This window comes from Deferrisoma sp. (genome assembly GCF_054681715.1).
This window is the reverse complement of sequence record NZ_BAAHFQ010000001.1, coordinates 103,938-130,323: the sequence shown is the minus strand read 5'-3', so window position 1 is coordinate 130,323 and position 26,386 is coordinate 103,938. Positions and strand designations below refer to the sequence as shown.

Here is a 26,386-nt window from a genome sequence, read left to right as displayed (position 1 = left end):
CGGCACCTCCTCGGCCACGACGGCCGAGGTCATGGCCCGGCCGCCGAAGAGCTTCCACTTCTCCGGCACCGGCTCCTCCTTCACCTCCAGGGTGCGCATGTTCACGCGTACGATCCGGTCTTCCATGGTGCCCTCCTTCCCAAGAAAACGGTTGAGGCGACGAGACACGTCAACATACCCGACGTTTCGGCGATGTAAAGGGGTGTTCCGGCTTGGCGGTCGGGCGGCTAGGCGGCCAACGTCCCGCGGGCTCCGCGTTCCAGCCCTACCCTACACCGGATCGGCCGCCGGTTCCGGAGTCGTAGAGGAGCTCTCTCCTCTGTCTTCTGTCTTCTGCCCCCTGTCCCCCGCCCCTCAAACCCCGCGATGCACCAGAAGGTCGGGGTACTCGGCCTTGAGCTCGGCCTCCAGGGCCAGTGTGTCGCCCTCCACCCGGAGAATGAGCTCCCGCTTCCCCTCGGGGACGTCTTGATAGGTGGTGAGGATCGAGCGGATCTTGAGGCCGTGGGCCCGCACCCGGTCGGCCACCTGCCGGATCGAGCCCGGCTCGTCCGGTATGGTGAGCTGGAACCGCACCGTGTCGGTGCGGGCGCCGGTCACCTGGATGAGGGCCTCGAACACGTCCTCGTGGGCCAAAATGCCCACCAGCCGGTCGCCCTCGACCACCGGCAGGCACCCGATCTTGTTGTCGTGGAGGAGCAGCGCCGCCTTCTCGATGGTGTCGTCGGGCCCCACCCGCAGGGGATCCTTTCGCATGGCGTCCCCCACCTTGGCGCGGCTCAGCGCATAGTGGAGCTCGTACACGTCGAGGGTGGTGGCCTTGCTCGGCATGTACTCCTTGAGGTCCCGGTCGCTCACGATGCCCACGAGCCGGCCGCCGTCCATGACCGGCAGGTGCCGGATGTTGTGCTCCTTCATGAGGTGGATGGCCTCGGAGACGGGGCTTTCGGTCTCCACCGTGATCGGGTCGGGGGTCATCCATTTGCGCACCAGCATGCCGTGCTCCTTTCCGGTTGAGGGGGGAAGGGTTTCTTGACATCAAACAATCTACGAATCGGCAGGCCCGGCGCAACACATGAGCGGCCTAGTCGGCTTTTCCAATCCCGAACGAACCCCAAACCGGCCCTTGCCTCGGCCCGACCCGGACCCGTACACTTGGGGGCCTTCGATTTCCCTTGGAATCCCTTGCCGTTTCCGATTGTTTCGAGGTGGAACCAGCCATGCCGACCGACCGAACCGACCTTGGGACCTATGACCCCCACGCCTTCGAGGAGAAGTGGTACCGGTGGTGGGAGGAAAAGAAATTCTTCCACGCCGACCCGGCGTCCCCCAAGCCGCCCTTCTCCATCGTGATCCCGCCGCCCAACGTGACGGGCAGCCTCCACATGGGCCACGCCCTCAACAACACCCTCCAGGACGTCCTGGTCCGTTACAAGCGCATGGACGGCTACGAGGCCTGCTGGGTCCCCGGCACCGACCACGCCGGCATCGCCACCCAGAACGTGGTGGAGCGGATGCTCGCCGAGGAGGGCAAGACCCGACAGGACCTGGGCCGGGAGGCGTTCATCGAGCGGGTGTGGAAATGGCGCGAGGAGTCGGGGGGCACGATCCTCCGGCAACTCAAGCGCCTGGGGGCCTCGTGCGACTGGGACCGGGAGCGGTTCACCATGGACGAGGGCCTCTCCCGGGCCGTGCGCGAGGTGTTCTGCCGGCTCTACGAGGAGGGGCTCATCTACCAGGGGGACTACATCATCAACTGGTGCCCCCGGTGCCACACCGCCCTTTCGGACCTGGAGGTGGAGCACGAGGAGGCGGCCGGCCGGCTGTGGCACATCCGCTACCCGGCCAAGGACGGGGGCGAGGGCGTGGTCGTGGCCACCACCCGGCCCGAGACCATGCTCGGCGACACGGCCGTGGCCGTGCACCCCGAGGACGAGCGATACAAAGCGCTCGTGGGGAAGACGCTGGTGCTGCCCCTGGTGGGCCGGGAGATCCCGGTCATCGCGGACCCCGCGGTGGACCCGGAATTCGGCACGGGGGCGGTCAAGGTCACCCCGGCCCACGACCCCAACGACTTCGCCATGGGCGAGCGTCACGGGCTCCGGCTCGTGCGGGTGATCGGGGAAGACGGCACCATGACCGCCGAGGCGGGTGCCTACGCCGGGCTCGACCGGTACGAGTGCCGCAAGCGGCTCGTGGCCGACCTCGAGGCCCGGGGGTTCCTGGTGAAGACCGACGAGCACCGCCACGCCGTGGGCCACTGCTACCGGTGCCGCACCGTGATCGAACCCCTGGTGTCGCGCCAGTGGTTCGTGAAGATCAAGCCCCTGGCCGAGAAGGCCATCGCGGCCGTGCGGGAGGGCCGCACCCGGATCGTGCCGCCCCAGTGGGAGAAGACCTATTTCCACTGGATGGAGAACATCCGCGACTGGTGCATCTCGCGCCAGATCTGGTGGGGCCACCGGATCCCGGCGTTCACCTGCCAGGCCTGCGGCGAACTCACCGTGGCCCGCACCGACCCGGAGGCCTGCCCCCGGTGCGGGGCGACCGACCTCGCCCAGGAGGAGGACGTCCTCGACACCTGGTTCTCCTCGGCCCTGTGGCCGTTTTCGACCCTGGGCTGGCCCGAGGAGACCCCGGAACTCGCGAAGTTCTACCCCACGAGCGTGCTCGTCACCGGGTTCGACATCCTCTTTTTCTGGGTGGCCCGGATGATGATGATGGGCCTGTGGTTCCGGGGCGACGTCCCGTTCCGCGACGTGTACATCCACGCCCTCGTGCGCGACGAGAAGGGCCAGAAGATGTCCAAATCCCGGGGGAACGTGATCGATCCCCTGGAGGTCATCGACCGGTTCGGGGCCGACCCGTTCCGGTTCACCCTGGTGGCGTTCGCCGCCCAGGGCCGGGACATCCGGCTTTCCATGGACCGGATCGAGGGGTACCAGCGGTTCGCCAACAAGGTCTGGAACGCGGTGCGGTTCACCCTGATGAACCTCGAGGACTTCGACCCCTCGGCGCCGGCCGTACCGTTTGCCGAGCGGCTGCCCCAGGACCGGTGGATCCTCACCCGGCTCCGGGAGGCCGTGGCCGAGGTGCGGGCGAACCTGGACGCCTACGAGTTCGACAAGGCCGCCGGGAGCGTCTACCAGTTCCTGTGGCACGAACTGTGCGACTGGTACATCGAGATGGCCAAGGGCCCCCTGTACGGCAGCGGCGACGCCCGGGCCCGGCTGGGCACCCAGCAGACCCTGGTCGAGGCCTTCGACACGGTGCTCCGGCTGCTCCACCCCTTCATGCCCTTTGTCACCGAGGAACTCTGGCAGAAGCTCCCCTGGCCCGCCTACCGGGGGGAACGGCCCGAAAGCGTCATGATCGCGGCGTTCCCCCGGCCCGAGGCCCTGCCCGAGGACACCGAGGCCCGGGACCGGATCGAACGGGTCAAGGAGGTGGTCTCGGCCGTCCGGAACATCCGGGGCGAGATGAACGTGCCGCCGTCGCGCAAGGTGGAGGCCTGGGTGCGGGGAACTGAGGAGGCCCTGGGCGTGGTGCGGGCCGAGGCGGCCACGGTGCGGGCCCTGGCGGGGCTGGAGCGCCTCGAGGTGCTGGAGGCGGGCGCGGCCCGGCCGGCCCAGTCGGCCGCGGCCGTGGCGGCCGGGCTCGAGATCTACGTGCCGCTGGCCGGGGTGGTGGACCTGGCCGCCGAGGGAAAGCGGCTGGAAAAGGAGATCTCCCGGCTCGACCAGGACCTCGAGCGGGTCCGCAAGAAGCTCGCCAACCCCAATTTCACCGGCAAGGCCCCGGCCGAGGTGGTGGAGAAGGAGCGGGCCAAGGAAGCCGAGCTCGCCGAAAAGCTCGAGAAGCTCCGGGCGAACCTCGACCGGATCCGGAGCGCGGCATGACGGCGTTTCCCCGGGCCGAGGCCGACCGGGTGCTCCGGGCGGCGCTCGCCGAGGATGTGGGACCGGGGGACGTCACCACCCTCGCCACGGTGCCCGAGGGCACCCGGGCCCGGGCCCGGCTCGTGGCCAAGGAGCCCCTGGTCCTGGCCGGGTTTCCTGGATTTTTACGGACCTTCGAACTCTTGGGCGGGGAGGTGGTCTGGACCCCGCGGTTCCGGGACGGCGACCGGGTGGGTTCGGGGGAGGTCGTGGCCGAGGCCGAGGGCGACGCCCGCACGCTCCTGACCGGGGAGCGCACCGCCCTCAACCTCCTGCAGCGGCTTTCGGGCATCGCCACCCAGGCGGCCGACTGGGCCCGGGAGCTCGCCGGCACCCGGGCCCGGCTGGTGGACACCCGCAAGACCACCCCCGGCCTCCGGGCCCTCGAGAAGTACGCCGTGGGGGTGGGCGGGGCCGGGAACCACCGCTTCGGGCTCTTCGATGGGGTCCTGATCAAGGAGAACCACATCCGGGCGGCCGGGGGCATCGCCCCGGCCGTGGACGCCGCCCGGCGAAGCGTGCCCCACACCCTCAAGATCGAGGTGGAGGTCACCACCCTGGCCGAGCTCGACGAGGCTCTCCGGGCCGGCGCCGACGCCGTGCTGTGCGACAACATGGACCTCCCCACGCTCCGCCGGGCCGTGGAGCGGACGGCCGGCCGGGCCCTGGTGGAGGCCTCGGGGGGCATCACCCGGGAGCGGCTGCGGGCCGTGGCCGAGACCGGCGTGGACCTCATCTCGGCCGGGGCCCTCACCCACTCGGCCCGGGCCGTGGACCTCTCGCTCCTGTTCGAGGAGGGCTCGGCGGCCTGACCCTCTCCGGGCGTCAGCCGGGCAACCCCCGAAGCACCGCCTCGTAGGCGGCCAGGGCGTCGGGACCGAAGAGCACGAACCGCACCTCCTCGAGGGGGCTTCCGGCCCGGAGGTGGTCGGCCACCGTGCCGAGGGCAACCTCGGCCGCCTCGTCCAGGGGGTAGCCGTAGGCGCCGGTGGAGATGGACGGAAACGCCACGGTGCGGCAGCCGAGCTTCTCCGCGAGCCGCAGGCTCTCCCGGTAGGCGCTCCGGAGCACCTCGGCCTCCCCCCGGGTGCCGCCCCGCCAGATGGGCCCCACCGTGTGGATCACGTACCGGGCCGGCAGGTTCCCGGCCGTGGTGGCCACGGCCTTCCCGGGCTCGAGCCGGCCGATCTCCTTGACGATGCGCCTACACTCCTCCAGAATCGCGGGGCCCCCGGCCCGGTGGATCGCGCCGTCCACGCCGCCCCCGCCCATGAGGGAGGAGTTGGCGGCGTTCACGACCGCGTCCACCTGCTGCCGGGTGATGTCGCCCTGGACCAACACGAGCCGGGTCGAGCCGAAGGTTCGTTCCATGGCGCCCTCCTTTCCGGGAGTCTCATCGGGTGGGAACCGCCCAACGGAAATAGCGCCCGGAGCGCCCCCGCGCAACCCCTGACCCACCCCGTCCCCATGCCGACCGCAGAGCCGATCTACACCGAGATTCCGTGGGATCCGGACGTGCAGTTCTTTCTGGACGGGCTCGTGCGGGTCCGGCCCGACCTCTACCTCGACCCCATGCTCGCCGACCCCTGGTCCTGCGAACCCGGCCGGTGCCGGCCCCGGCTGGGCCCCAATCTCTGCTGCAAGGTGGAGCGCCGGTGCCGCCACTTCGACGGCCGCGGCTGCCGCATCCACGAGACGAAACCGTTCGCCTGCGCCCTGTTTCCGCTGGACCTGGCCCGGGTGCGGGGGATCCGGGTGGTGACCACGGTGAAGAACATCGAGTTCTTCCGGCTGGGCTGGTGCCGGTTCGACCGGGACATGCTCCAGTGCTTCCCCGGCCAGGACCCAGAGGCGCCCCCCATGCTGCTCGCCCAGGAAGCCGTGCTCCGGCGGGTGTTCACCGAGGCCGAGTGGGCCCTCATGGTCCGGGCCCTTCCGGCCGATGGAGAGGGAGAATCCGAGCCGCGACGGGAGGAGCCGACCCCATGATCCACGCGTTCCGGGACCCCGCGTTTTGCCGCACCGTTCTCCCGGTGTTCCTAGGCCTCTACGTGGCCGCGGCGGCCGTGTTCGGAGGGTTCCTCCACCTCGAAACCCTGCGCCATGCCCAGGAGACGGCCCGGGCGCTCGCCGGGCATCTCCGCACGGAGCTTTCCCGGTCCGTGGGACTTGAGCGCATCGAGGCCCGGCTGTCGGATCCCGTAGGCTACCAACTCGTCGATAACCTGGTCCGGACCCGCCTCACCGGCATCGGCCTCGTGGACGTGCGGCTCTACGCCCCCGACGGCAGGGTCCTCTACGCCACCGCCAAGGAACTCCTCCACCGGCCCGCGGACCATGAGGAGGTGGAGGAGGCCGCCCGGGGCGAACCCGTGGCCGAGCTCATCACGGCCCGAACCTACCGAACGCGATACGGCCTGGAACCGCCCGGCCCGCTCATCGAGGCGTATCTCCCGATCTTCCCCGACCGCAGTCCTTCCCCGGTGCTCGAGGCCTACATCGACTTCCGCCCCGGCAGCGCCCTGGCCTGGCGCACGTTTTGGGCCGGATCGGCCGTTCTCGCCGCGGCGACGTTCCTCGCCCTCGTCGTGGCGGCCCGGCTCCACGCCCGGGTGCATCACCTCGAGCACACCCTGGAGCAGCTCGAAACCTTTCTGCCCATCTGCGCCAAGTGCAAAAAGATCCGGGTCGAGGAGGAGGGGAAACCCAAGGAGTGGGTGAGCGTGGAGCAGTACTTCGAGGAGCGCCAGGACGTGGCCTTCAGCCACGGCCTGTGCGACGACTGCCTGCGGGAGCTCTACCCCGACGTGGCCGACGACGTCCTGGGGAAGAAGAAGGGTTAGCGGCGCCTCCGGCGGGGGCGCTTGGCGGCGCGGCCGCGGGTTTCGCCCACCTCGAGGAACCCCGTGACCTCGTCCCGGTCGTGGTAGAGGTGGCGGAGCCGCAGGGTGTAGGGTTTCTTCGCCTCGGTCATCTCCCGGTCCACGATGGCCCGGCACCGCTCCACGGCCTCGAACCGCCGGCCGCCCGGGAGCTTCCAGTTGAACAGGAGCCACCGGGCCCGCCCCCGGGAGGCCCAGAGCCCCACCAGCCGGGCCACCCGCTCGGCCGGCTTGACCATGTCGCACACCATCCAGTCCACCACCCGTTCGGGCCGGTAGCGAAACCCGTCGGCCCGCACGTGGTCCACGAGGCCCGTCTCCAGCACCTCGGGCCGGAGCCGGGCGTTGTCCACGGCCGTGACGAGAAGCCCCCGCCGGGCGAACTGCCACGACCACCCGCCCGGCGCGGCCCCCAGGTCCACCACCCGCCGGCCCGGCTTCAGGGCCTTCTCCCGCTCGTGGGGCGTAAGGAGCACGTGGAGGGCCTCCTCCACCTTCCGGGCCGAGCGGCTCGGCGCCTCGGCCGGCACGTGGAGCCGGGGAATCCCCCCGGGCCAGGACGAGGAGTTCCGGGGGTCCGACACCCCTAGGAGCCACCGGCCCTCGGGGAGAAGCGCCAGGTGGACCCGGGGGGCCTGGCGCAGGCGGGGCGAGAGCCATCCCCGGGCCTCCAACTCCGCCCGAACGGCCGCGTCCAGGGCCTCGCACCGGGGCCAGAGGCGGCGTCCGGCCTCGGAGTCGGGGGCCTCCACCACGAGGTCCCGCACCCGGGGCCGGCCGCCGGCCTGGCGCGCGGCGTCCGCCAGGGCGCCCAGCACCTCCTCCGCCGCCGGAACGCCGTCCCCCGCGCCGAGCACCCGGAACCACTGCCGGGCGAACACGAAGGTGAAGGGCCGGATCGCCGCGGCCAACTCCGCCGCCACCGCGTCGGGGGCCTCGAGCCCCACCCAGCCCGCCCCGTCCCGCGCCGCGGGCCACGCCGACACCCCGGCCCAGGCCGTGACCTCGGCGGCGAGATCGGCCTCGAACCCGGGCCGGCAAAACCAGAGGATCGCTTCTTTCGGAGTTCGCATGGCGGCGGACTTTACGGGGCCCGTACTGGCAGGTCAAGACGCCGCGGGACGGCCGGTCGGGTTTGGGAAACCACGGAGGGCACGGAGAGCACGGAGGGAGGGACCGAGGGGGCGGAAGCGGCCGAACGGACGGGCCGCCGGGAGGGACACCGGTGTTTGCCCCCCGACAAACGGCCTTCGACCCGCGACAAACGGCCCCGGGGGGTTGTGTTCGGGCCGGGGCCTGCTAGGGTGACGGACACACCCCCGGGGGGAGGGAGGAACCGCCATGGCCGCCGCGATCGCCCGCCTGGCCGAATGGGTGGAGGGCACTTTGCCCCACGCATCCCCGCGGACCCGGAGCACCCTTCGGGCCCTCGGCCGAGCCCTCCGGACCGCGGAGCGGGCCGGGTGCCGCAGCTGCGGCCGGTGCTGCGAGCTCTTCGGGGCCACCCTCACCGCCAGCCCGAAGGATCTCGAGCGCTGGCGCCGGGAGGGGCGGGACGATCTCCTGGCCCGGGCGAGCCCCTTGGGACGGCTCTGGTTCGACCCCGACACGGGACAGCGGCTCCCCCGCTGCCCGCACCTCGTGCGGATCGCCCCGGGCCGGGCCCGGTGCCGGATCCACGCCACCAAGCCCCAGATCTGCCGCGACTACCCCACCCTGGCCCACGGCAAGCGCTGCGTGGCGAACCGCCTGTTCCCTATCAACCACTGACCGGGATGGGCCACAGATTCACACAGATGTTCACAGATGGACTCTTTGGGGTCATCAGACCGGCGGTCAGCTGCCCGAGGGTCAACGGGCCCGAAAGAAACGGGAAGCCTCAGCGGGCCAAAATCTGTGCCAATCTGTGTCCATCTGTGGCTACAACCGTTACTAAAACCATCCAACGAAAGTATTGTCAGATCCCCGGCGTTGCAACGGAAACCCGCGGGTGGGGGGCTGGTGGAGAGCCGGGTGCGGCCCCTTACCTCGCCGCGCCATCACCCCGCCCGGATCGCTTGGAAGATCCGGAACGTCCGCCACCGCCGCCCCGTCCTGCCGAGCCGACAACGGCATGGAAAGGCGCGGCGATCGGGTGCCGCACTCGCGCCCGGCCGGAACCAGTCCCCCACCCGCCCCCGGCAATACTTTTGAAGCTATTAATACTTCCGTTCCCGGAACACCCGGAGCCACTCCTCCACCTCGGCCTCGCCGGGGTCGGGCTTCTCGGCCTCCTCCCCCTTTCCCGGCGCCGGCCAAACGCGGGCCCAGAACCCCTCGGCCGGCTCGACCCGGGCCCCCAGGGCCCGGGCCCGGTCGGCCAGGCGCCGGTCCGAGGTCACCACGGTGGCGGCCCGGGGGTTCCCCCGCCCCAGGCGCCGGAGGATCTCCTCGTCGGCCGTGCGGCCCGCCGGGCTGTAGACCACCGAGAGGGCGCCCACCCGCCGGGCCTTCGCCCCCCCGGCCCGATCGCCGTCGAACACGACCACCACCGGTTCCCGCCGGCCCGAGGCCCAGGCCCCCAGGCGCTCCACCACGCGCCGCCGGCCCTCGGCCTCCCGGTCCAGGGGCAGCCGCAGGCCCCGGCCGATCAGGTTGTGTCCATCCACCAGAACCATGAAACCGCTGCGCCCCTTCGTCTGGCCCCGTGCCGCGCGACCCCTGCGGGCCCCCTCCCCCCAGGTCCGGGCATCCGGACCGGAGCCCCGGAACTGTCTCCTATACCCGGAACGGGGTTCCCCTGACCAGACCCCGAAACGCAGAACCGCCCGCCTCCCGATCCCGGGGGAACGGCAGGCGGGCGGTTGGGCCGGGCGGGGCCGCAGCCGGCGCCCGTGCCTACCCCCCCGCCTCGCAGGCCTTCTTCTCCGGCGGGAACAGGGGCGCGCGCAGCGGGAGGCCCGAGCCCTCGAGGACCACCTGGCGGGCCCGCTTCTTTTCGGTGTTGAACACGATCGGGGCCATGAGGTTCGCCGTGGCCCCCTCGATGCCTTCGGACAGGTTCACGATGACCCCCACGGCGGCCTGGTCGGGACTCGTGATCTCCAGGTCGGCGAGATCGCTCTCCTTGGCCTCCACCCGGTAGTCCGGGAAGAACGGCCGGGGGTCCGTGATCAGAAAGCACACGTCCGGGCTCTCCACCGACTGGAACCACTGGAACGGGAGCTCCGGATCCGGATTCAGCACCACGAAGCGCAGGTGCTCGGGGAACCCGAGCATGGGCCGGGTCAGGGTGATCACCTGGGTCTCGTCGATCTCCACGGGGCCGAAGGCATGGGTCAGGATTTCCACGGCGCCATCCTCCTCGTGCGGGGGCACGGTTTAGGTCAGAAAGTCCAGGATCGAGATGTTGAAGAGCCGGGCGCCCGCGGCGAGCGCCGTCTGGTACGCCTGCTCCTCGTTGGTGAGCCGCATCACCGCCTCGGCGAGGTCCACCCCCTCCACGCCGGCCTCCAGCTCTTCCACCGAAGCGTTGAAGGCCTCGAGCCGGTTCTTCGCGAGCTCCAGGTTCCGGCTCCGGGCGCCCACGAGCCCCCGCTGGGTCACCACGTCGTGGAGTCCCCGGTCGAGCCGGCCGAGGAACCCGGAAACCGCGGCGGGGTCTTCGGTGCGCAGGGCGGCCTCCAGGTCGGAGAGGAGCCCGAACACGTTGCGGGTGCCGGCCGAGATGCCCAGGGACTCCGCCCCGGACACCGTGATCTCGCCCCCCGCCTCGGTGTCGGCGATCCGGACGGACCAGGTGCCGTCCTCGTTGGCCCGGGCCTCCAGGTTCACCGTGACGCCGGTGGCCGCCTCGTGGTCCCGGAACGCCCGGTCCACCGCGGCCGCGAGTTCCTCGGCCGAACCGTAGGTGCCGTCCAGGGTGACCGCGACGTCGCTCGTGCCGTCCGAGACCGTGAACGTCACGGGCGAAGCGGTGAGGTCCAGGGGGAAGTCCAGCTCCCCGGCGCTACGGGCCTCGGTCTCGCGGAACGCCAGATCCCCCGGCAGGTTCACGGCCACGGTCTGGCCGTTGCCCATGTTCACCCGGAGCCGCTCGCTGTTCCCCTGGTAGCGCAGGTCCTCGGCGAAGGGCGCCACCTCGCCGGCCGTGCCGTTGAAGAGGTATTTGTCCTCGTGCCGGCCCTGGGCGATCTGCACGAGCCCCTCCCGGATGCCGGCGATCTCGTCGGCCAGCGCGGCGTAGCTTCCCGAGAGCGGGGCGCTCGCCGTGTTGGCGCCCTCGACCGCGATGGATTTCGCCCGCACCAGGTGATCGTACACCTGGCCCAGGGCCGACTCGGTGGCCCGGTGCACCGTGAGGGCCTCGTCGATGTTCTTGAGGTACTGGGTGTTCCGGGCCACCACCTCCTGGAGCCGCACGAGCCGGCTCGCCGCGGCCGGGTCGTCGGCCGGCTTCGTGATCCGCTCGCCCGACGAGATCTGCCGGTTCAGCCGGTCCAGGTTCCCCAGCCGGCGCTGGAGGTCCTGGGCCCAGGACTGCTGGAGGCTCTTGTGGGTTACCCGCATGGGTCATCCCTCCTACCGGCCGGCCAGCCCGACCCGGTTGATCAGGGTGTCGATCAGGCTGTCGACCACGTTCACAAACCGGGCCGCCGCCTCGAATCCCCGCTGGTACTGGAGGAGCTGGACCATCTCCTCGTCCAGGTTCACGCCCGACACCGCCTCCCGCTGGGCCTCGAGCTGGGTCAGCACCGCCTGGCCCGCCTCGTCGAACACCCGGGCGTCCCGGGCCCGGGAGCCCAGGTCCTGGACGATCCGGCCCAGGTACCCGGCCGGGGTTTCCCCCACCCCTTCGAACACGGTCTGGGCCGCCAGGTCCGCGATCCGCCGGGCCGTCTCGCCGTCGCCCGCCGCGCTGCCCCGGCCGGCCGCGATCCGGTCGGTGTCGGTGGCCACCACCGGGTCGAGCTTTAGCACGGCGTCCGGGGCGTACACGGTCACCGTGCCGCCAGCGAAGGGTTCGCCGCTAAAGAAGATCTCGGCCGTGCCCCCGGGCAGAAACCCCATGTCCACCCCCCCGGTCAGGCTGACCGAGGCGTCCGAGGCGAGGTCGAGCGGTTGGGCCGGCCCCCCGTCCAGGCTCACGGTTCCCGTGGTCAGAAGCCCGTCGCTTCGCTCCCCCGCTGCGTAGGTGCCGGCGGCCACCGCGGCCTCGAAGGTCACTCCGTCGGCGCTCCACGAGGCGGTCCCGCCTGCGCCGGCGTCCACCTGCAGGACCTCCCCCACCCGGTCGTCCCCCCGGTAGAGGGCGAGCGACACCGTGGTGCCCTCCACGTCGGTGACCCGCACATGGTAGTCGAGCCCGATGGCGGCCTGGCCGCTGTACGTGCCGGCCGTAGCCGAAAGCGCGATCCCCGCGTCGGCGCCGCCGGTGCCCCGGTCGGCCGGGGAGAACAGGGTCGCCGGGTCGGTCGGCACCGTCACAGCGAGGGCGTGGGTGCCCGGCTCCAGGCCCGCACCCGCCTCGGCCTTGCTCATGCCGGCCGATGGCGCCACCACGGCCCGGGTGGTGTCGCCCGACCAGGCGAAGAGGTTCCGACCGGGGTTCCCGTCTCGGTCGGTGCCCGCCCGGTGCAGCCCGTTGACCCGGTCCACCACCGTGGCCATCCAGGTGGAGAGGTCCTCCCGGAGCCCGGGGACCACCTCGTCCCGCAGTTCCAGGTACCCCCCGATCTCCCCGCCCTCGGGCACCACCGGGGCCGACCCCACGTGGAACGAGGCGATCCGGCCGTCGGCGTCCCGGTCGGCCTCCAGCTCGAACACGCCCGTGCGGTGCACCAGGTACGGCCCGCCCCCCGCGACCCGCACGTTCAGGTACGACCCGTCCGATTCCACCTCGACCCCGATCTTCCGGCTGATCTCCCGCACCAGGAGATCGCGCTGGTCCCGAAGGTCGTTCGCGGTGAACCCGCCCGCCTCGGCCTTGGCCACGGCGGCGTTGAGATCGCGGAGCTCCTGGAGGGCCGTATTCAGGTCGGCCAGGGCCTCGGAGGCCGCCTCGTCGAACCGGTCCTCGAGCTCGGTGAGCGCCCCGACCTTCTGGTTGTACACGGTGGCCAGGTTCCGGGCCCGGTCGAGCACCTGGGCCCGGAGGGCCAGGTCCTGGGGCCGGGCGGCCAGGGCGTCGAAGCTGTTCCACAGCTCGGTGAGGGCGCCGTTGAGGCCGGACTCGGAGGGCTCCCCCAGGGCCGACTGCACCTCGTCGAGCCCCCGGGCCAGCACCTCGTCGTGGCCCCGGCCCACCGTGACCCGAGCGATCTGCCGCTCCAGGTACGACACCTGGATCCGCTGCACGTTCTCGGCGTCCACCCCCGAGCCGATGCTCCCCTGGGACGTGATCGTGGGGATCCCGGGCGTCATCTGGACCCGTTGGCGTGCGTACCCCTCGGTGTTCACGTTGGCCAGGTTGTGGCCCGTGACGTCCAGCGCCGTCTGGTGGGCCAGCATCGAGGAGCGGCCGATGTTGAGTCCGTAGAAGATGTTCGCCATGGTGTCCGCCGATGGTCTGGGGTGGCTCAGGCCTGGCACACGGCCCGGGCGTGCCGGGGGGCCGTCCCCGGGCCGTACCCGGTCCCGGCGGCCTGGCGCACCAGGTGCTCCGTCACCGTCTTTCCGAACCGCGCCGCGATGCCCAGGGCCGCCGCCTTCGCCCGGGCCGCCTCCAGGGCCTCGGTCCGGTCCTCCCAACCGCGCCGAAGCGCGGGATCGTCTGCCGCCCCTCCGGCCCGGGCCCACCGCCCGGCCGCGGCCTCCCGCAGGGCCGACGCCCGGTGCAACGCCTGCACCGCGTCCCGGGCGCCCGCCAAGGCTTCGTCCAGGCGGCGGGGGTCCGCCACGGCCGATCGCGCGGCCTCGAGCGCCGCGGCCAGGGCCCGGGCGGCCCGGGCCTCCCGCTCGAGGGCGGCCCGGAGATCGGCCCGCGTCCGCTCGGCCCACGCGCTCACGGCAGGCTCCCCGTGGCCAGGAACCAGTGCTCCCGGATCATCCGGGGCAGCACGTCGGCGCCGGCCACCTGGTACTCGCCCCGCTCGATCTGGCCCAGGATCTCGTCGACGAGCTCCTGGCGGATGTCGGGGGCCGCGAGCGCCAGGCTCCGGGCCCGCCGGATCTCCAGACCCCGGCCGGAGATCTGGACCCGGTCGGCCGGGTCCGCGCTCACGGCCGCGGCCGCGTCGGGCTCCCTTCGCCGGACGGGAAGGGGCTGCCCGGCGCTGCCGATCCCCCGTGTGTACCGATCGCGGATTTTCATTGCGTTCCTCTCGCAAAACGGGCTCAGGCGGCCTCGTCCAGCCTCGCCGCGGGGCGCCGCGCCGGCGGCGCGTACCCCCCGGCTGGGCCGGGCCTCGGGCCGGCGACGCGGCCGGGGTCCGCCTCCGTGCGGTCCTCGGCCTCCCTGCCCTTCTCTTCGGCCCCGGCGCCGGTTTCCTTTACCCGTTCCAGCTGTTCCATCATCGACCGCCACAGCCCCAGGCCCTCCCCCTGGCTCACGAGCTCGGCCCACTGGTCGTCGAGGAGCCCGTAGGCCGTCTCCTTCGCGAACCCGTCGGGCCCGCGGCCGGGGGGCACCATGGCCTTGCGCATGGTGCGGAACACCAGGAGCGCGAACTCCTTTTCCAGGGCCCGGCACGCGCCCTCGAGATCCTTGGGCAGGGGCGCGTTGCGCACCCCCGCCACCGCCGCGCCCAGGCTCACCATCGCGTCCGCCATCACAGGATCTCCAGCTCGGCCTGGAGCGCCCCGGCGACCTTGAGGGCCTGGAAGATCGCCACCAGGTCCCGGGGGCTCACGCCCAGGGCGTTCAGGGCCTGCACGAGGCTCGCCAGGGTCTCGCCGGGTTCCAGGAGCAGCACCTTGGCCTCCTCCTCGGTCACCGTGACCTGGGCCCGCTCTCGGGCCACGGTCTGGCCGGGGGAGAGGGCCTCGGGCTGGCTGACCTCGAGGTACGGGGTGATCTGGACCGTCAGGTTCCCGTGGCTCAGGGCCACCGGCCGCACCCGCACGTCCTGGCCGAGCACCACGGTGCCGGTGCGCTCGTCCACCACCACCCGGGCCACGGCGTCGGGCTCCACGGTCACGGCCTCGAGCCGCGCCAGGAACCCCACCGGGTCGGCCGCCTCCCCCTCGGGCACCACCACCCGCACCCGGCCCGCGTCCAGGGCCTGGGCCGTGCCCGGCCCGAAGACCGTGCCCACGGCCCCGGCCAACCGGGCGGCCGTGGTGAAATCGGGCTCCCGGAGCACGAGGTCCACGTAGCCCCGCCCGAGGTCCGGCAGGGGCGCGTCCCGCTCCAGCAGGGCCCCGCCCGGGATCCGGCCCACGGTGGGGTGGTTCTGCTGCACCCCGCCCCCGGCCGCGCCGGCCCCGAACCCGCCGATGGACAGGGGCCCCTGGGCTACGGCGTACACGTCGCCGTTGGGGGCCCGAAGGGGCGTGAGCAGAAGCGTGCCGCCCTGGAGGCTCGAGGCGTCCCCCACCGAGGAGACGGTCACGTCGATCCGCTGGCCGGCCCGGGCGAAGGGCGGAAGCTCCGCGGTCACGATCACGGCGGCCACGTTTTTGAGCTTGATGTCGTCGGGGGTCACGGCCACGCCGAGCCGCTCCAGAAGGTTCGCCGTGGACTGGGTGGTGAAGGCCACCCCGGACTTGTCGCCCGTGCCGTTCAGGCCCACCACCAGCCCGTAGCCGATCAGCTGGTTTTTGCGCACCCCGTCCACCCGGGCGATGTCCTTGACCCGCACGGCCGCGGCCGCCGGGAGCGCCACGAGGAGCGCCAGGAATCCCGCGAGAATCCGGTTCATCGTTCGTCTCCCCTCAGAACGGCCACACGGCGTCGAGCACCCGGTACATCCAGCCGGGCTTTTGCTGGCTCGCGATGAGCCCGTCGCCGCCGTAGAGGATCTGGGCGTCGGCGAGCGCGATGGAGCTCACCGTGTTGTCGGCCGAGATGTCCTTGGGCCGCACGATGCCCCGCACGAACAGGTACTGGGTGTCCCGGTTGACCTCCACCTGCCGCCGGCCCTCGATCACCAGGTTCCCGTCCTCGAGCACGTCCACCACCCGGGCGGTGACCCGCATCCGCAGCACATCCTTCTGCTTGGTGGCCCCGCTGCCCTGGAAGCTGTTCTCGGTGGACGCGCCCACCGAGGGCCGGAACCCGCCGGACTTGTAGAGATCCGGAAGGCCGTAGTGCTGGGGCATGCCGAGGAAGCTCGACACCCCGGCGGAGACATCGGTCTGCCGGCTCACGTCGGTGGAGGCCTCGCGGCTCGCCTCGGCCGTCTCCACCACGATCACGGTCACCAGGTCGCCCACGGCGAACGCCCGGTGGTCCCGGTAGAGCCGGGTGAGGGCCGCGTCCTCGCTCCAGAGGCTCGTGGGCTGCTGGGGGCCCCGGGCCGCCGGCGCCGGTCGGTTGAGCGGGGTGGGCGCGGGCCACGGCGGCTCCTGCAGGTGGGGTCGCGAGCACGCCCCGAGGGCCAAGAGGGCCACGGCCAGAAACCCGGTTCGCCGTCTCATCGCACCGCCTCCCGGAGGCCCGCCACGACCTCCACCAGCCCGCCGTCCCGCACCACGCCCGCGACGGTGCGGCCGCTCGACAGATTCTCCACCTGCACGGTCTCGCCGACTCCGGCGCTCCCCAGGGCCTTCCCGAGGGTGCTCGCCGTCACCCCGCCCACCCGGGCCACCACCCGCACCAGGTCGCCCCGGCCCACCACCGGGACCACCTCGAGGTCCCGGGGCGAGACGACGGCGCCGGCCCGGAGGCTCCGGCGCAGCCGCTTGCCCAGCGCCTCCTCCAAGCCCGTGAGGCCTCCGGCCCCTGCGGGCGCGACCCGGACCTCCAGGTCGTCGGCCGTGAGCACCTCGCCCCGGGCCACGTCGCGCCGGAGCACCACGGCCGGCCGGCCCCGGAACACCTCCACCCGCACCCAGGCCGTGTCCTCCCGCCGGCCCTCCACCCAGACCTCCACGGGCACGGTGGCGGGCGACGGCAAGGCGCCGTGGGGAAGCCGGGGCCGGAGCTCCAGCCGCCCCCGGGGCACCGGACCCGGCAGGCCCACCGAAAGGATCCGCACGTCCTCGTCCTGCCCCACCCGGGCCCGGACCGCCCCGAGCACGGCCTCCACCAGCTCGGCCCGCTCCACCCGCCGGCCCGGCCGCTCCACCACGATCGTCTCTGGAAGCTCCAGCTCGGCCCCCACGGTGGCGGCTCGCTGGCGCACCCAGGCGGCCTCGAGGGTGCGGCGCTGCCCGGGCCGGGGGGCCGGCCCGAGCCGCACCGCGGCCCACTCGGCCGGGGCGCCGGGCGCGAGATCGGCCAGGGTGAGCTCGTCGGCGTCCACCTGGACCCGGGCCGGGAGCCGCACGGCCGCCGTGACGGGAAGGGCGACGAGCAGGAGAACCGCGAGGGCGAGGGCGCGCATCGGGTTTACCTCTTCACGTTGTTGGACATCTGGAGCATCTCGTCGGCGGCCTGGATCGCCTTGGAGCTCACCTCGTAGGCCCGCTGGCCGGCGATCAGGTTCACCATCTCCTCCACCACGCTCACGTTGCTCATCTCCAGGAACCCCTGGTTGAGGCTCCCAAGGCCCAGGGTCCCCGGGGTGCCCGTGATGGCGTCGCCCGAGGCCGGGGTGGCCACGTACACCGAGTGGCCGATGGACTTGAGGCCCCCCGGATTGGAGAACCGGGCCAACTCGATCGTGACCCCGAGGTCTTCCACCTGGCCGGTGTCCCCGTTCAGGATCGACACCGACCCGTCGCTTCCCACCGTGATCTCCACCGCGTTCGGCGGGATCGTGACCTCGGGGAACACCACCCAGCCCTCGCTGGTGACGAGCCGGCCCTGGGAGTCGAGCTTGAACGAGCCGGAGCGGGTATACCCGGTGCCCCCGTTGGGCAGGGTCACCTGGAAGAACCCGTCCCCCTCGATCAGCAGATCCAAGGGGTTCCCGGTCTCCCGGAAGTCGCCCTGGCTGAAGAGCTTCTCGGTGGTCACCACCCGGGCCCCGAGGCCCACCTCCATGCCCACCGGGTACTCGGAGCCGGCGCTCGACACCGTGCCCGGGGTGAGGAGGGTCTGGTAGAGGAGGTCCTGGAAGTCTACCCGGCTTCGCTTGAACCCGGTGGTGTTCACGTTCGCGAGGTTGTTCGCGATCACGTCCACGTTGATCTGCTGGCAGTTCATGCCCGCCGCGGCGGTCCAAAGGGCTCGGATCATGGGTTCACCTCCCTGTCGGGTTCCCTATCGGCTCACGCCACCCGGCCGATGCGGCGCACGGCCTCGCCGGTGACGTCCTCCATCACGGTCTGCACCACCTTCTGGTAGGCCTCGAATCCCCGCACAGCCTCGATCATGCGGGTCATCTGCTCCACCTGCTGGACGTTGGCGTCCTCCAGGGCCCCCTGGAGCACCTGGGGGTTCGCCGGCGCGGGCTGCAGGGCGCCCGCCGCCGCAAAAACGTTTCCCCCAAGGCGAAGGAGCCCCCGGTACCCGGGGAAGTTTTCGATCCGCAGCCGGTCCACCTGCTTTCCGCCGGCCCAGACCCACCCCCCTTCGTCCACCCGGACCTCGGTGTCCGCAGGCACCACGATCGGCCCCGCCTGGCCCAAGAGCGCGTAGCCGGGCCCGTTTCGCACCGTGCCGTCCGGGGCGCGGAAGAACCGGCCGTCCCGGGTGTACAGGGGTCCGTTCGGCCCCTGGAGAACGAAAAACCCGTCCCCGGAAAGCGCCAGGTCCCAGCTGCGCCCCGTGGGCCGCACCGGTCCCGGCGCGGGGTTCACGAACTCCCCCTGGTAGTCGGTCTGCACGTCCAGGGGGAGCGGCCCCTCCGTGGGCCGCTGGGCCGCCCGGAGCTCCCCGGCCGCCTTGTACCCCGGCACCTGGGCGTAGTAGAGATTGCGGGCCGCCAGATCGAGCCGGCGGCTTTCGACGAGCATCCCGCTGGTGGCCGTGTAGAGGGCTCGGATCATCTCGGTTCCTCCTCGCCCGGCCCGAAATGCAAGGGGGGTGCCACGCGGAATTCCATCGACGTTCCGCGGCGTTGCGCGGAGCCGTCCCGCCCCGGGGGAGTCAACCGTGCCCCCCGGGGGGGAAATCGGGCCCTCCCCCGCCTCAAGGGACGACCGGCGCGGGTCGATCGGAAGCTTGCACCCTTTTCGGAGAACCCCCATGTCCGACAATACCGTGTCCCTCGAACAGCTCGCCCCCCGGGTGCTCACGGCGCTTCCCGTGGCGCTCGTCGTGCTCGACCCCGACTTCACCATCCGTGCCATCAACGGCCGGGCCGAACGGGTGTTCGGCGGTCCCCCGGTCGAGGTCGTGGGCCAGCGCCCCGGCGACGCGTTCCACTGCGTGAACGCCCTCGCCAGCGACGCCGGGTGCGGCCACTCGGTGGACTGTGGGCAGTGCCTCCTGCGCCGCACCGGTCGGCGGGCCCTCGAGGGGGAGACCGTGGAGCAGGAGGAGTTCCGGGTTCGGGTGCGCACGGCCCAGGGGGCCGAGGAGGAGCGCATCGTGCTTCTCACCGCCGCCCCTCTGGAGCACGAGGGCAGCCGGTTGGTGGTGCTCCTCCTCCAGGACGTGACCGTCCTGCATCGGCTCCGGGGCCTCGTGCCCATCTGCGCGGCCTGCAAAAAGATCCGCCGGGACGACGAGTCCTGGGAGGCGATCGAGGCGTTCATCCAGGAGCACTCCCACGCCTTTTTCAGCCACGGCCTGTGCCCGGAGTGTTTGCGCAGGCTTTACCCCGACCTCGTGGACGAGGAATGATCCCGGAACAACTGCCCCTACCACCCCGTCCCAGATCCGTAAGGGGACGCCCGCGCAGACGTTGATTGGTTCTCTCCACCTTGCCGGCCCGGCCCGCCCTTCCGGCATCGGGTAGGCGCCTGCCTCCTGACAGAATTTTCGTGACCCCACCTTGCCCCCGCGGCGGATCGTGGTAATCAGATTCCTTGACCTAAGTCATGGAACGGGGATGTGACCTCCGGGTAGCGTGCCCGTGTGAAAGCCCTCACTTTCTCTCTCATCCCAGGAGGTGCGCAATGAAGCCACGATCCGCCGTCGTTCTCTGGTTCGCCCTCTTAGCGCTTGCGCTCCCCGCGTGGGCGGCAGACCTGTCGTCGGAGACCCGTGAGTGCTTGGAGTGCCACACCGACCAGATGCCGGGTCTTGTGACCCAATGGGCCTCCAGTGCCCATTGGAACGCCGGGGTTGGCTGCTACGAGTGCCACAAGGCAGATCCGAACGACCCGGACGCGATGGAGCACAATGGCTGGACGGTGTCGATCATCGTGAGCCCTCGGGACTGCGGGCGATGCCACGAAAGGGAAGCCGCCGAGCAAGAGGCCAGCCACCACGCCGAGGCCGGGAACATCCTGAACTCGAAAGACGGACTCCTCGGCCAGACCGTGGGCGGGGAACCGGCCGTAGCCGTGGGCTGCCGGCAATGCCACGGCTCGGTCGTGCGGGTAAAGGACGGAGGTAAACTCGACCCAGCCACCTGGCCCAACACCGGCATCGGCCGGGTCAACCCCGACGGCTCCAAGGGTACCTGTAGCGCGTGTCACACCCGGCACCGGTTCAGCAAGGCCCAGGCCCGGCGGCCCGAAGTGTGCGGCAAATGCCATCTGGGGCCGGACCACCCCCAAAAGGAGGTCTACGAGGAGTCGAAACACGGCATCCTTTACGCCGCTTTCGCCGATCAGCTTAACCTGACCCGGCCCAAATGGGTGGCCGGACAGGACTATTACGACGCGCCCACCTGCGCCACCTGCCACATGAGCGCCACCCCCAACCAGAGCGTGACCCACGACGTCGGGGCGCGGTTGAGCTGGAATCTGCGCGCCCCCATCTCGAGCCGAACCAAGGACTGGGAGAAAAAGCTCGCGGCCATGAAGGACGTGTGTTCGGCCTGCCACGGGGGAGATTTCGTGGAAGGGTTCTACGGCCAGCTCGACGCCTTCGTGGAGCTCTACAACGAGAAGTTTGCCAAAACCGCCCAGGCCATCCGCGCCCGGCTCATCGAGGAGGGGGTGCTGACGGCCCAGGACTTTGACGACAAAATCGACTGGATCTGGTGGGAGCTGTGGCACCACGAGGGCCGGCGGGCGCGCCACGGCGCGGCCATGTCAGGGCCGGACTACGCCTGGTGGCACGGCATCTACGACGTGGCCAAGCACTTCTACACCGAGCTCCTGCCCGAGGCGAAGGAGGCCTGCGAGCGGGCCGGCAAGCCGGAACTCTACGAGAAGATCCTGGCCGAGTACATTACCTCCGACCTCCGACACGAGTGGTTCGTGAAGGGGTTCGATCCCAAGCGGGTGGAGGAGATCAAAAAGTACTACGAGGAACGCTACCACCAGAAGGTGGAATAGGCTCCCTCAACAACGGTGATCCAGAAGCGGAAACGGCGGGCCCCCGGGGTCCGCCGTTTCTTCGTCTCAGCGCGGTCGACCCGCCCGGCTTCCCGACCTCGGGTTTGCCGGGTCGGGACGCTCCGGTACACTGGGCACGTCCCGCTACCTTCGGTCGTCGGTCTGTGGTCCCCCGGTCTAGGCGGCGGCCAAGTGAGCGGGCGAAGACGAGAAGTAATCGTTCGAGCAGGCCGCGCCCCGCGGCCTATGGAGTTTTCAACACCAAGAGGCGGGAGGCGTCACGCCCACCGGAGCCGGCGTGAGGCGCAGGATCGGAGGCATGGGATGTCCCAACTGGTGGGGTGCGCATGGACGGGCGGGGTGGTTCTCGCGGCGGATCGCAGGGTGACGGTGGGAACGGACGAGGGAGAACAGACCCGAAGCGTTCGCAAACTCTACCCCCTGGGACACTGGGCCGCGGCCGCCACCGCGGGGGCCGCCGTGGGGATCGGTCTCACCCGGCGCATCGCCCGGGCCTTCCATGGACGGGCCGCGCCGTTCCTGGACGAGATCGAGCCCTACATCCTCAAGGTATTCTGCCGGGAATACGAAGCGTTCGTCCAGCAGGGGGCCCGGTGGTTCGCGGCCCACCCCGAGGCGCACCAACGGTCCTACCTGCTCCTGGGCGGCAAAGACAGCGCGGGGGCGTTTCGGATCGCCTTCTACGCGTCGGAGGCCCACGACTGCCCCCACGCGCCCCTTCCCGTGGGGAACGTGGTCACCGCACCTCGCCGGTTGGGCCTCGAGGCGCGCCTGGCCCAAGAACTCGCAGGAGAGCCGGCCCCCGGGGCGGTGGAGGAACTCGTGGCCGTGGCTCTTCGGCGCATCGCCCAACGCGATGAGGCCGTGGGAGGCCCGTTCGACCTTGCGGTCCTGGACTCCCACGGCCTCCGGTTTGAAACCCTGGAGTAGCCGTCTTGTAGGCCTTGCAAAGAAAAAAAGCGGGCACTCAGGCCCGCCGGAAAGGGAAACCACCTGATGCGTTATGCGCGGGCGCCCCGGCTTACGCGGTAGGTTCCGGTTTCCCCAACACCAGCCATCCAACCCTGCTCGAGGCCGGTCTCCTTCCGGCAGGCCGGGCAGAAGGAGGCGATCTCCTCTTCCCACAGCGTACGCCCCACCGAGATCACGTCTTGCGCGCAGGTGGCGCACAACGCAGCTTCCTGGGGCAACCCGAAATACTGCCGGCCCAAGGCCTCACAACGATCCAAGGCCTCGGGCCTCGTCTCAACGATGGTCGGCGCCGTGCTTCCACAGGTGTAGCAGGTCAGGCTCATGGCGTCACTCCTCCTCACGTGGATTAACAGTCCCCCGTTGGTTGGGCACGTAGCTTAAGAACACGGCTCAGTGAAATCAATGGGAGGGCTTCACTTGTATCCGATGGGTACCGCGTATTATCCGATCAGCCAAAATTGCAAACTCAACCCGTCCGGTATTCTGAAACTATCCGGAACGAACGGATATTCCGCATAACCAAACCGGTACTTCCCCGCTCGTGCCCTTCCCCTCCAAGTGCCAGGTGGCTATTCATTGAGGGTAAAGTTCACACCTACCCCTGAGAGGAGGACGAAGATGTGCAATCATGCATACGGGCTGGAAAGGATTCGCTGCGAGGAGTGTGGGGCCCACGTTGCCTCGCGGTGCGTCGATTGCGGGTACGAATCGCGGTACGAGGAACACGCGCCCGGGTGCCCCCTGACCATCCAGGCGGCAGAAGGGCCCAACGATCAGGACACCCGCACAAACCCAACGTTGCGGTCGTAACGCGGACGGGCACCTGGGGAAAGGAGAAGGCCCATGGTACAGCTCGAACTGACGCAATCCGAGGCGGCCGTTCTCAAAGAAGTGCTCGAATACGCGCTCTCGGAACTGCGCATGGAGATCGCGGACACCGACCGCAAGGACTTCCGGGAGCAACTTAAGGCGCAGAAAGAAGCGCTGACGGGAATTCTCGAGCGCCTGGGGGCCGAGAGGCAGGGGTAACGGGGGAGCACCTTCCTTTCCGGTAAGCGTCCCGCCCAGCCTGGCGCCGGGCCACCCTCCGGGGCGGCACGAACGGATGAGGTGGGCGCTCTTGTGTTCCGGCGTCCATGCGCCCCCACCGCATGCCTCGCCGGAGAAAAGGGGGCCTCCCGTGGGCGCAGTCCAAACCGGATCCCTTCGGTCACTCCTTTTCAGTTCCCCACCACGGCAACGCATCCACACCCAAAAACAAAGGGCCTAGCCTCGTCGGCTAAGCCCTTGTTTTTACTGGTGCGCGCGAGAGGATTCGAACCCCTGACCTGCGGATCCGTAGTCCGCCGCTCTATCCATCTGAGCTACGCGCGCAAACTCCTCGACCTTACTGTTCGGCTTTCACGAAGTCCTTGAGCAGAATCCCGTAGCGCTCGTGCTCGAAGGGGTGGGCCTCGGGGTACATGCTGAAGAGCCACCCGGAGAAGATCTCCTGGCCGTTTTCCTTCACCACGAGCCGGGCGGCCGGGTTCTCGGTCTCGTTGGACTTGGAGGTGATGGTTCCGCCCCCCATGGTGAACGAGGGCAGGAAGCTTTCCACGGTGATCTCCAGGGAGCCCACCGTGGCCGTGTCGCCCACGTTGACCGTGATCTCCTCGGTCTTGTTCTCCTGCTTGTCCGTGATCTCCAGGACCACCGCCTTCCAGGTGGCCTTCACGTCGTCGGGCACCACGATCTGGCGCTGGGCCGGGGCTCCCATGGAACCGTGCCCCTCCGGGGCGGCCGGTTGGGCCTCGTGGGACGCGGACGCCTCCACCTTCTGGGCCGGCGCCTCGGCCTGGGGGGCGGGTTCCTCGGACTTGGAGCACGCGCCGAGCGCCAGGGCCGCCAGGAGCATCACCAGGATCTTCGCCCGCATCCTCAACTCCTCACCAAAAAGACGGAAAGGGAGTGGCGGAGAGGGGGGGATTCGAACCCCCGGTACCCTTGTGGGGTACACACGATTTCCAGTCGTGCACCTTCGGCCAGCTCGGTCACCTCTCCGTTCGTCCAAACAAAAACATGGCGGAGAGGGAGGGATTCGAACCCTCGGTAGGGGGGAACCCTACACTGGTTTAGCAAACCAGCGCCTTCAGCCTCTCGGCCACCTCTCCGACCCACGAAGACGGGCATTCTACTGAGCGCCCCGTTTCCGGTCAAGCGATATGTGCCGGCCTTCACTCCCCGTGAAGGGCGTGGCAGTCGCGGCACGGCTTCCCCTCGGCGTGGGCCCCGGCTCGATCCGTGTGGCACGGCACGCAGGCCACGGTGTCGGGCTTCCCGAGCCCGCGGTCCGGGTCCGGGTGCACCGTGTGGCACCATTCGCACGAGGAGGCAAAAAGCCCCCGGTGGGGCCCCTCGGGCACCCGGACGCCCAGGTGACATCCCCGGCAGCGCACCGTGGCCCGCGCCCCCTCCCGGTGGGGCGGGTGGCAGGAGGTGCACCGGTTGTTCTGGATCAGGGTGCGGTGGGGAAGCGTCACGTCCTCGGTCTTCTCGGTGTGACAGGCGTGGCACATGCCGTTGCCCGCCGGGCGGAAATGGCACGCCGTGCAGGCGCGGCCCGCCGCCCCGTATGCCCCGTCGTGCCGCCCCCGCACCCCGGGCAGCACGAAATGGCAGGCCAGGCAAAACACCTCGTTCGAGGGGCGGATCAGGGCGGGCTCGGGCGAGGCGTGGGGCGCGTGGCAGTTGAGGCAGGGCGTCGCCTCGTGCTCGAGCCCTCCCCCCGTCACCTCGTGGCACTCCAGGCACAAACTCGCCCTCCGGACCGCCAACCCCCACTGCCGGCCGGGCCCCTGCCGGTGGCACACCCGGCAGTCCTTCTCCAAGGCGGGGTGGACCGAGGAGGGCGGAGCAACTTCGGGTGCGTAGGTCACCGCGACGCGGGTGCCCCCCACCTCGACCCGGTTCTCCCCCGGACGCCAGGCCACCTCGACCCGGAACACCCCCTCCCCGGCCCAGGCGACCCGGACCCTCCCGTTCACCCGCACGGGGACCGACGAGGCGCCGGGGTCGGGCTCGTACCCGATCACGACCCCCTCGCGGGTCGCCGTGACGAACCCGTCCGGCGGAAACACCACGACCGGCGCCCCCGCGGCGACCGCGGCCCATCCCAAGCCCAACAGCCCCAGCGCAACCGCCCTCCCCATGCTGACCCTCCCCGCGCGTCCGCCGGCTTGACGTCTGCCGCGGCGGTTGTAGGGTTCACCCCCTTCGTTGCCCCGTGATCCCGTTTCGAACAAGGAGATGTGCCATGAGCATCGACACCGTGCAAGAGGCCCTGCGGTCCCTGATCCCGCTGGCCACCACCTACGGCCTCCAGGCCCTGGGGGCGATCGTCATCCTGATCGTGGGAAAGATCGCGGCGGGCGTTATCGAAAGCCTGGCCGAACGGGGCCTCACCCGCGCCAAGGTGGACAAGGCCCTCGTGGGGTTCCTGGGCAGCCTCGTGCGCTACGGGGTGCTCACCTTCGCGGTGATCGCCGCCCTCGCCAACTTCGGCATCCAGACCACGTCGTTCGTCACCGTGCTGGGCGCCGCCGGCCTGGCCGTGGGCCTGGCCCTGCAGGGGAGCCTTTCGAACTTCGCGGCCGGGGTGCTGATTCTGCTCTTCCGCCCCTTCGGCCTGGGGGATTTCGTGGAGGCCGGCGGGGTGACCGGAGCGGTCCAGCACATCGGCATCCTGACCACGGTGCTCACGAGCCCCGACAACAAGAAGATCATCGTCCCCAACAGCCAGATCATGGGCGGCACGATCGTGAACTACTCGGCCAACGACACCCGCCGCGTGGACCTCACGGTCGGCGTGGGGTACGGGGACGACCTGGGCAAGGCCAAGGCCGTTCTGGAGAAGATCGTGCGGGACCACCCGAAGGTCCTTCCGGACCCGGCCCCGGTGATCGAGGTGGCCGAACTCGGGGACTCGTCGGTGAACTTCGTGGTCCGGCCCTGGGTCAAGACCCCGGACTACTGGGAGGTCTATTTCGATCTCAACCGCACGATCAAGGAGACCTTCGACCGGGAAGGCATCTCGATCCCGTTCCCCCAGCGGGACGTGCATCTCTACAACGAGAACGCGGGCTAGCCCGGACGAACGAACGTGCCCGCCGC

At 70.7% G+C, this 26,386-nt stretch carries 28 protein-coding genes and 3 tRNA genes; 10 read left to right on the top strand and 21 right to left on the bottom strand.

The features are described from left to right. Positions 1-354: 354 nt before the first annotated feature. Positions 355-996, bottom strand: coding sequence for a CBS and ACT domain-containing protein (locus ACY0I8_RS00605; RefSeq protein WP_461393154.1), 642 nt, complete (start codon positions 994-996; stop codon positions 355-357). A gap of 224 nt (positions 997-1,220) precedes the next feature. Here ACY0I8_RS00605 and ACY0I8_RS00600 point away from each other — a divergent pair, with 224 nt between their 5' ends. Both ACY0I8_RS00600 and nadC read left to right on the top strand, forming a co-directional pair. Beyond that, complete coding sequence (locus ACY0I8_RS00600) at positions 1,221-3,899, top strand: valine--tRNA ligase (RefSeq protein WP_461393153.1); 2,679 nt, start codon at positions 1,221-1,223, stop codon at positions 3,897-3,899. Further along, positions 3,896-4,750 carry a carboxylating nicotinate-nucleotide diphosphorylase gene (gene nadC / locus ACY0I8_RS00595; protein WP_461393152.1) on the top strand — a complete coding sequence of 285 codons (855 nt, stop codon included), beginning with the start codon at positions 3,896-3,898 and terminating at the stop codon, positions 4,748-4,750. Before ACY0I8_RS00600 ends, nadC begins: the two co-directional genes overlap by 4 nt. Before the next feature lie 13 nt (positions 4,751-4,763). Here the strand turns inward: nadC and ACY0I8_RS00590 are convergent, their stop codons facing one another. Beyond that, on the bottom strand, positions 4,764-5,309 hold the full coding sequence (locus tag ACY0I8_RS00590; protein ID WP_461393151.1) for an O-acetyl-ADP-ribose deacetylase: 546 nt from the start codon (positions 5,307-5,309) through the stop codon (positions 4,764-4,766). A 144-nt stretch (positions 5,310-5,453) separates the two neighbouring features. Here ACY0I8_RS00590 and ACY0I8_RS00585 point away from each other — a divergent pair, with 144 nt between their 5' ends. Next, a complete protein-coding gene (locus ACY0I8_RS00585; RefSeq protein WP_461393150.1) occupies positions 5,454-5,927 on the top strand; it encodes a hypothetical protein in 474 nt (157 codons plus the stop codon). Then, complete coding sequence (locus ACY0I8_RS00580) at positions 5,924-6,781, top strand: hypothetical protein (protein ID WP_461393149.1); 858 nt, start codon at positions 5,924-5,926, stop codon at positions 6,779-6,781. The genes ACY0I8_RS00585 and ACY0I8_RS00580 overlap by 4 nt, the downstream gene beginning before the upstream one ends. On the opposite strand, the gene rlmM is transcribed toward ACY0I8_RS00580, so the two are convergent. Next, complete coding sequence (rlmM, locus tag ACY0I8_RS00575; protein WP_461393148.1) at positions 6,778-7,893, bottom strand: 23S rRNA (cytidine(2498)-2'-O)-methyltransferase RlmM; 1,116 nt, start codon at positions 7,891-7,893, stop codon at positions 6,778-6,780. The two genes, ACY0I8_RS00580 and rlmM, sit on opposite strands and share 4 nt — an antisense overlap. Positions 7,894-8,161: 268 nt before the next feature. On the opposite strand from rlmM, the gene ACY0I8_RS00570 reads away from it, so the two are divergent. Then, complete coding sequence (locus ACY0I8_RS00570) at positions 8,162-8,590, top strand: YkgJ family cysteine cluster protein (RefSeq protein WP_461393147.1); 429 nt, start codon at positions 8,162-8,164, stop codon at positions 8,588-8,590. 428 nt (positions 8,591-9,018) lie between these two features. Here the strand turns inward: ACY0I8_RS00570 and ACY0I8_RS00565 are convergent, their stop codons facing one another. From ACY0I8_RS00565 to ACY0I8_RS00510, 12 genes are all read right to left on the bottom strand, one after another. Next, positions 9,019-9,477: an NYN domain-containing protein gene (locus tag ACY0I8_RS00565; RefSeq protein WP_459942933.1), complete on the bottom strand. Its 459-nt coding sequence runs from the start codon at positions 9,475-9,477 to the stop codon at positions 9,019-9,021. Between the two features lie 220 nt (positions 9,478-9,697). Beyond that, complete coding sequence (gene fliW, locus ACY0I8_RS00560) at positions 9,698-10,150, bottom strand: flagellar assembly protein FliW (protein WP_461393146.1); 453 nt, start codon at positions 10,148-10,150, stop codon at positions 9,698-9,700. A 30-nt stretch (positions 10,151-10,180) separates the two neighbouring features. Further along, complete coding sequence (gene flgL, locus ACY0I8_RS00555; protein WP_461393145.1) at positions 10,181-11,368, bottom strand: flagellar hook-associated protein FlgL; 1,188 nt, start codon at positions 11,366-11,368, stop codon at positions 10,181-10,183. 12 nt (positions 11,369-11,380) lie between these two features. After that, a complete protein-coding gene (gene flgK / locus ACY0I8_RS00550; RefSeq protein ID WP_461393144.1) occupies positions 11,381-13,351 on the bottom strand; it encodes a flagellar hook-associated protein FlgK in 1,971 nt (656 codons plus the stop codon). Between the two features lie 26 nt (positions 13,352-13,377). Next, positions 13,378-13,806 carry a hypothetical protein gene (locus tag ACY0I8_RS00545; RefSeq protein ID WP_461393143.1) on the bottom strand — a complete coding sequence of 143 codons (429 nt, stop codon included), beginning with the start codon at positions 13,804-13,806 and terminating at the stop codon, positions 13,378-13,380. Then, positions 13,803-14,111, bottom strand: a complete 309-nt coding sequence (locus tag ACY0I8_RS00540) for a flagellar biosynthesis anti-sigma factor FlgM (RefSeq protein ID WP_461393142.1) — start codon at positions 14,109-14,111, stop codon at positions 13,803-13,805. Before ACY0I8_RS00540 ends, ACY0I8_RS00545 begins: the two co-directional genes overlap by 4 nt. A 23-nt stretch (positions 14,112-14,134) precedes the next feature. Then, positions 14,135-14,569 (bottom strand): hypothetical protein, encoded by a 435-nt coding sequence (locus ACY0I8_RS00535; RefSeq protein WP_461393141.1) that lies wholly within the window; start codon positions 14,567-14,569, stop codon positions 14,135-14,137. After that, positions 14,569-15,660 carry a flagellar basal body P-ring protein FlgI gene (locus ACY0I8_RS00530; protein ID WP_461393140.1) on the bottom strand — a complete coding sequence of 364 codons (1,092 nt, stop codon included), beginning with the start codon at positions 15,658-15,660 and terminating at the stop codon, positions 14,569-14,571. Before ACY0I8_RS00530 ends, ACY0I8_RS00535 begins: the two co-directional genes overlap by 1 nt. A 13-nt stretch (positions 15,661-15,673) precedes the next feature. Further along, a complete protein-coding gene (locus tag ACY0I8_RS00525; protein WP_459942941.1) occupies positions 15,674-16,378 on the bottom strand; it encodes a flagellar basal body L-ring protein FlgH in 705 nt (234 codons plus the stop codon). Further along, the gene (gene flgA / locus ACY0I8_RS00520) at positions 16,375-17,286 is read right to left on the bottom strand and encodes a flagellar basal body P-ring formation chaperone FlgA (RefSeq protein ID WP_461393139.1); all 912 of its coding nucleotides are present in this window, start codon (positions 17,284-17,286) and stop codon (positions 16,375-16,377) included. Before flgA ends, ACY0I8_RS00525 begins: the two co-directional genes overlap by 4 nt. Before the next feature lie 5 nt (positions 17,287-17,291). Beyond that, positions 17,292-18,083: a flagellar basal-body rod protein FlgG gene (gene flgG, locus ACY0I8_RS00515; protein WP_459942943.1), complete on the bottom strand. Its 792-nt coding sequence runs from the start codon at positions 18,081-18,083 to the stop codon at positions 17,292-17,294. Positions 18,084-18,115: 32 nt separating this feature from the next. After that, positions 18,116-18,835, bottom strand: coding sequence for a flagellar hook-basal body protein (locus tag ACY0I8_RS00510; protein WP_461393138.1), 720 nt, complete (start codon positions 18,833-18,835; stop codon positions 18,116-18,118). A gap of 199 nt (positions 18,836-19,034) precedes the next feature. On the opposite strand from ACY0I8_RS00510, the gene ACY0I8_RS00505 reads away from it, so the two are divergent. The 3 genes from ACY0I8_RS00505 to ACY0I8_RS00495 all read left to right on the top strand — a co-directional run bounded on the left by ACY0I8_RS00505 (position 19,035) and on the right by ACY0I8_RS00495 (position 22,192). After that, the gene (locus ACY0I8_RS00505; protein WP_461393137.1) at positions 19,035-19,634 is read left to right on the top strand and encodes a PAS domain-containing protein; all 600 of its coding nucleotides are present in this window, start codon (positions 19,035-19,037) and stop codon (positions 19,632-19,634) included. A 275-nt stretch (positions 19,635-19,909) separates the two neighbouring features. After that, a complete protein-coding gene (locus tag ACY0I8_RS00500; protein ID WP_461393136.1) occupies positions 19,910-21,241 on the top strand; it encodes a multiheme c-type cytochrome in 1,332 nt (443 codons plus the stop codon). A gap of 324 nt (positions 21,242-21,565) precedes the next feature. Further along, entirely contained in the window at positions 21,566-22,192 is a 627-nt protein-coding gene (locus ACY0I8_RS00495) for an Ntn hydrolase family protein (RefSeq protein WP_459942947.1), read from the top strand. Positions 22,193-22,263: 71 nt separating this feature from the next. Here the strand turns inward: ACY0I8_RS00495 and ACY0I8_RS00490 are convergent, their stop codons facing one another. Beyond that, positions 22,264-22,557, bottom strand: a complete 294-nt coding sequence (locus tag ACY0I8_RS00490; protein ID WP_459942948.1) for a hypothetical protein — start codon at positions 22,555-22,557, stop codon at positions 22,264-22,266. Positions 22,558-23,077: 520 nt separating this feature from the next. On the opposite strand from ACY0I8_RS00490, the gene ACY0I8_RS00485 reads away from it, so the two are divergent. Then, positions 23,078-23,263: a hypothetical protein gene (locus ACY0I8_RS00485; protein WP_461393135.1), complete on the top strand. Its 186-nt coding sequence runs from the start codon at positions 23,078-23,080 to the stop codon at positions 23,261-23,263. Between the two features lie 268 nt (positions 23,264-23,531). Here the strand turns inward: ACY0I8_RS00485 and ACY0I8_RS00480 are convergent. The 5 genes from ACY0I8_RS00480 to ACY0I8_RS00460 all read right to left on the bottom strand — a co-directional run bounded on the left by ACY0I8_RS00480 (position 23,532) and on the right by ACY0I8_RS00460 (position 25,425). Continuing rightward, positions 23,532-23,608: transfer RNA gene (locus tag ACY0I8_RS00480), tRNA-Arg, on the bottom strand. Between the two features lie 13 nt (positions 23,609-23,621). Beyond that, positions 23,622-24,152: a DUF2155 domain-containing protein gene (locus tag ACY0I8_RS00475; RefSeq protein ID WP_459942140.1), complete on the bottom strand. Its 531-nt coding sequence runs from the start codon at positions 24,150-24,152 to the stop codon at positions 23,622-23,624. Positions 24,153-24,185: 33 nt separating this feature from the next. Continuing rightward, a tRNA-Ser gene (locus tag ACY0I8_RS00470) sits at positions 24,186-24,277 on the bottom strand. A gap of 19 nt (positions 24,278-24,296) precedes the next feature. Then, positions 24,297-24,387: transfer RNA gene (locus tag ACY0I8_RS00465), tRNA-Ser, on the bottom strand. 63 nt (positions 24,388-24,450) lie between these two features. Beyond that, positions 24,451-25,425 carry a cytochrome c3 family protein gene (locus tag ACY0I8_RS00460; RefSeq protein ID WP_459942139.1) on the bottom strand — a complete coding sequence of 325 codons (975 nt, stop codon included), beginning with the start codon at positions 25,423-25,425 and terminating at the stop codon, positions 24,451-24,453. 104 nt (positions 25,426-25,529) lie between these two features. On the opposite strand from ACY0I8_RS00460, the gene ACY0I8_RS00455 reads away from it, so the two are divergent. Continuing rightward, on the top strand, positions 25,530-26,360 hold the full coding sequence (locus tag ACY0I8_RS00455; protein WP_459942138.1) for a mechanosensitive ion channel family protein: 831 nt from the start codon (positions 25,530-25,532) through the stop codon (positions 26,358-26,360). Positions 26,361-26,386 lie beyond the last annotated feature (26 nt).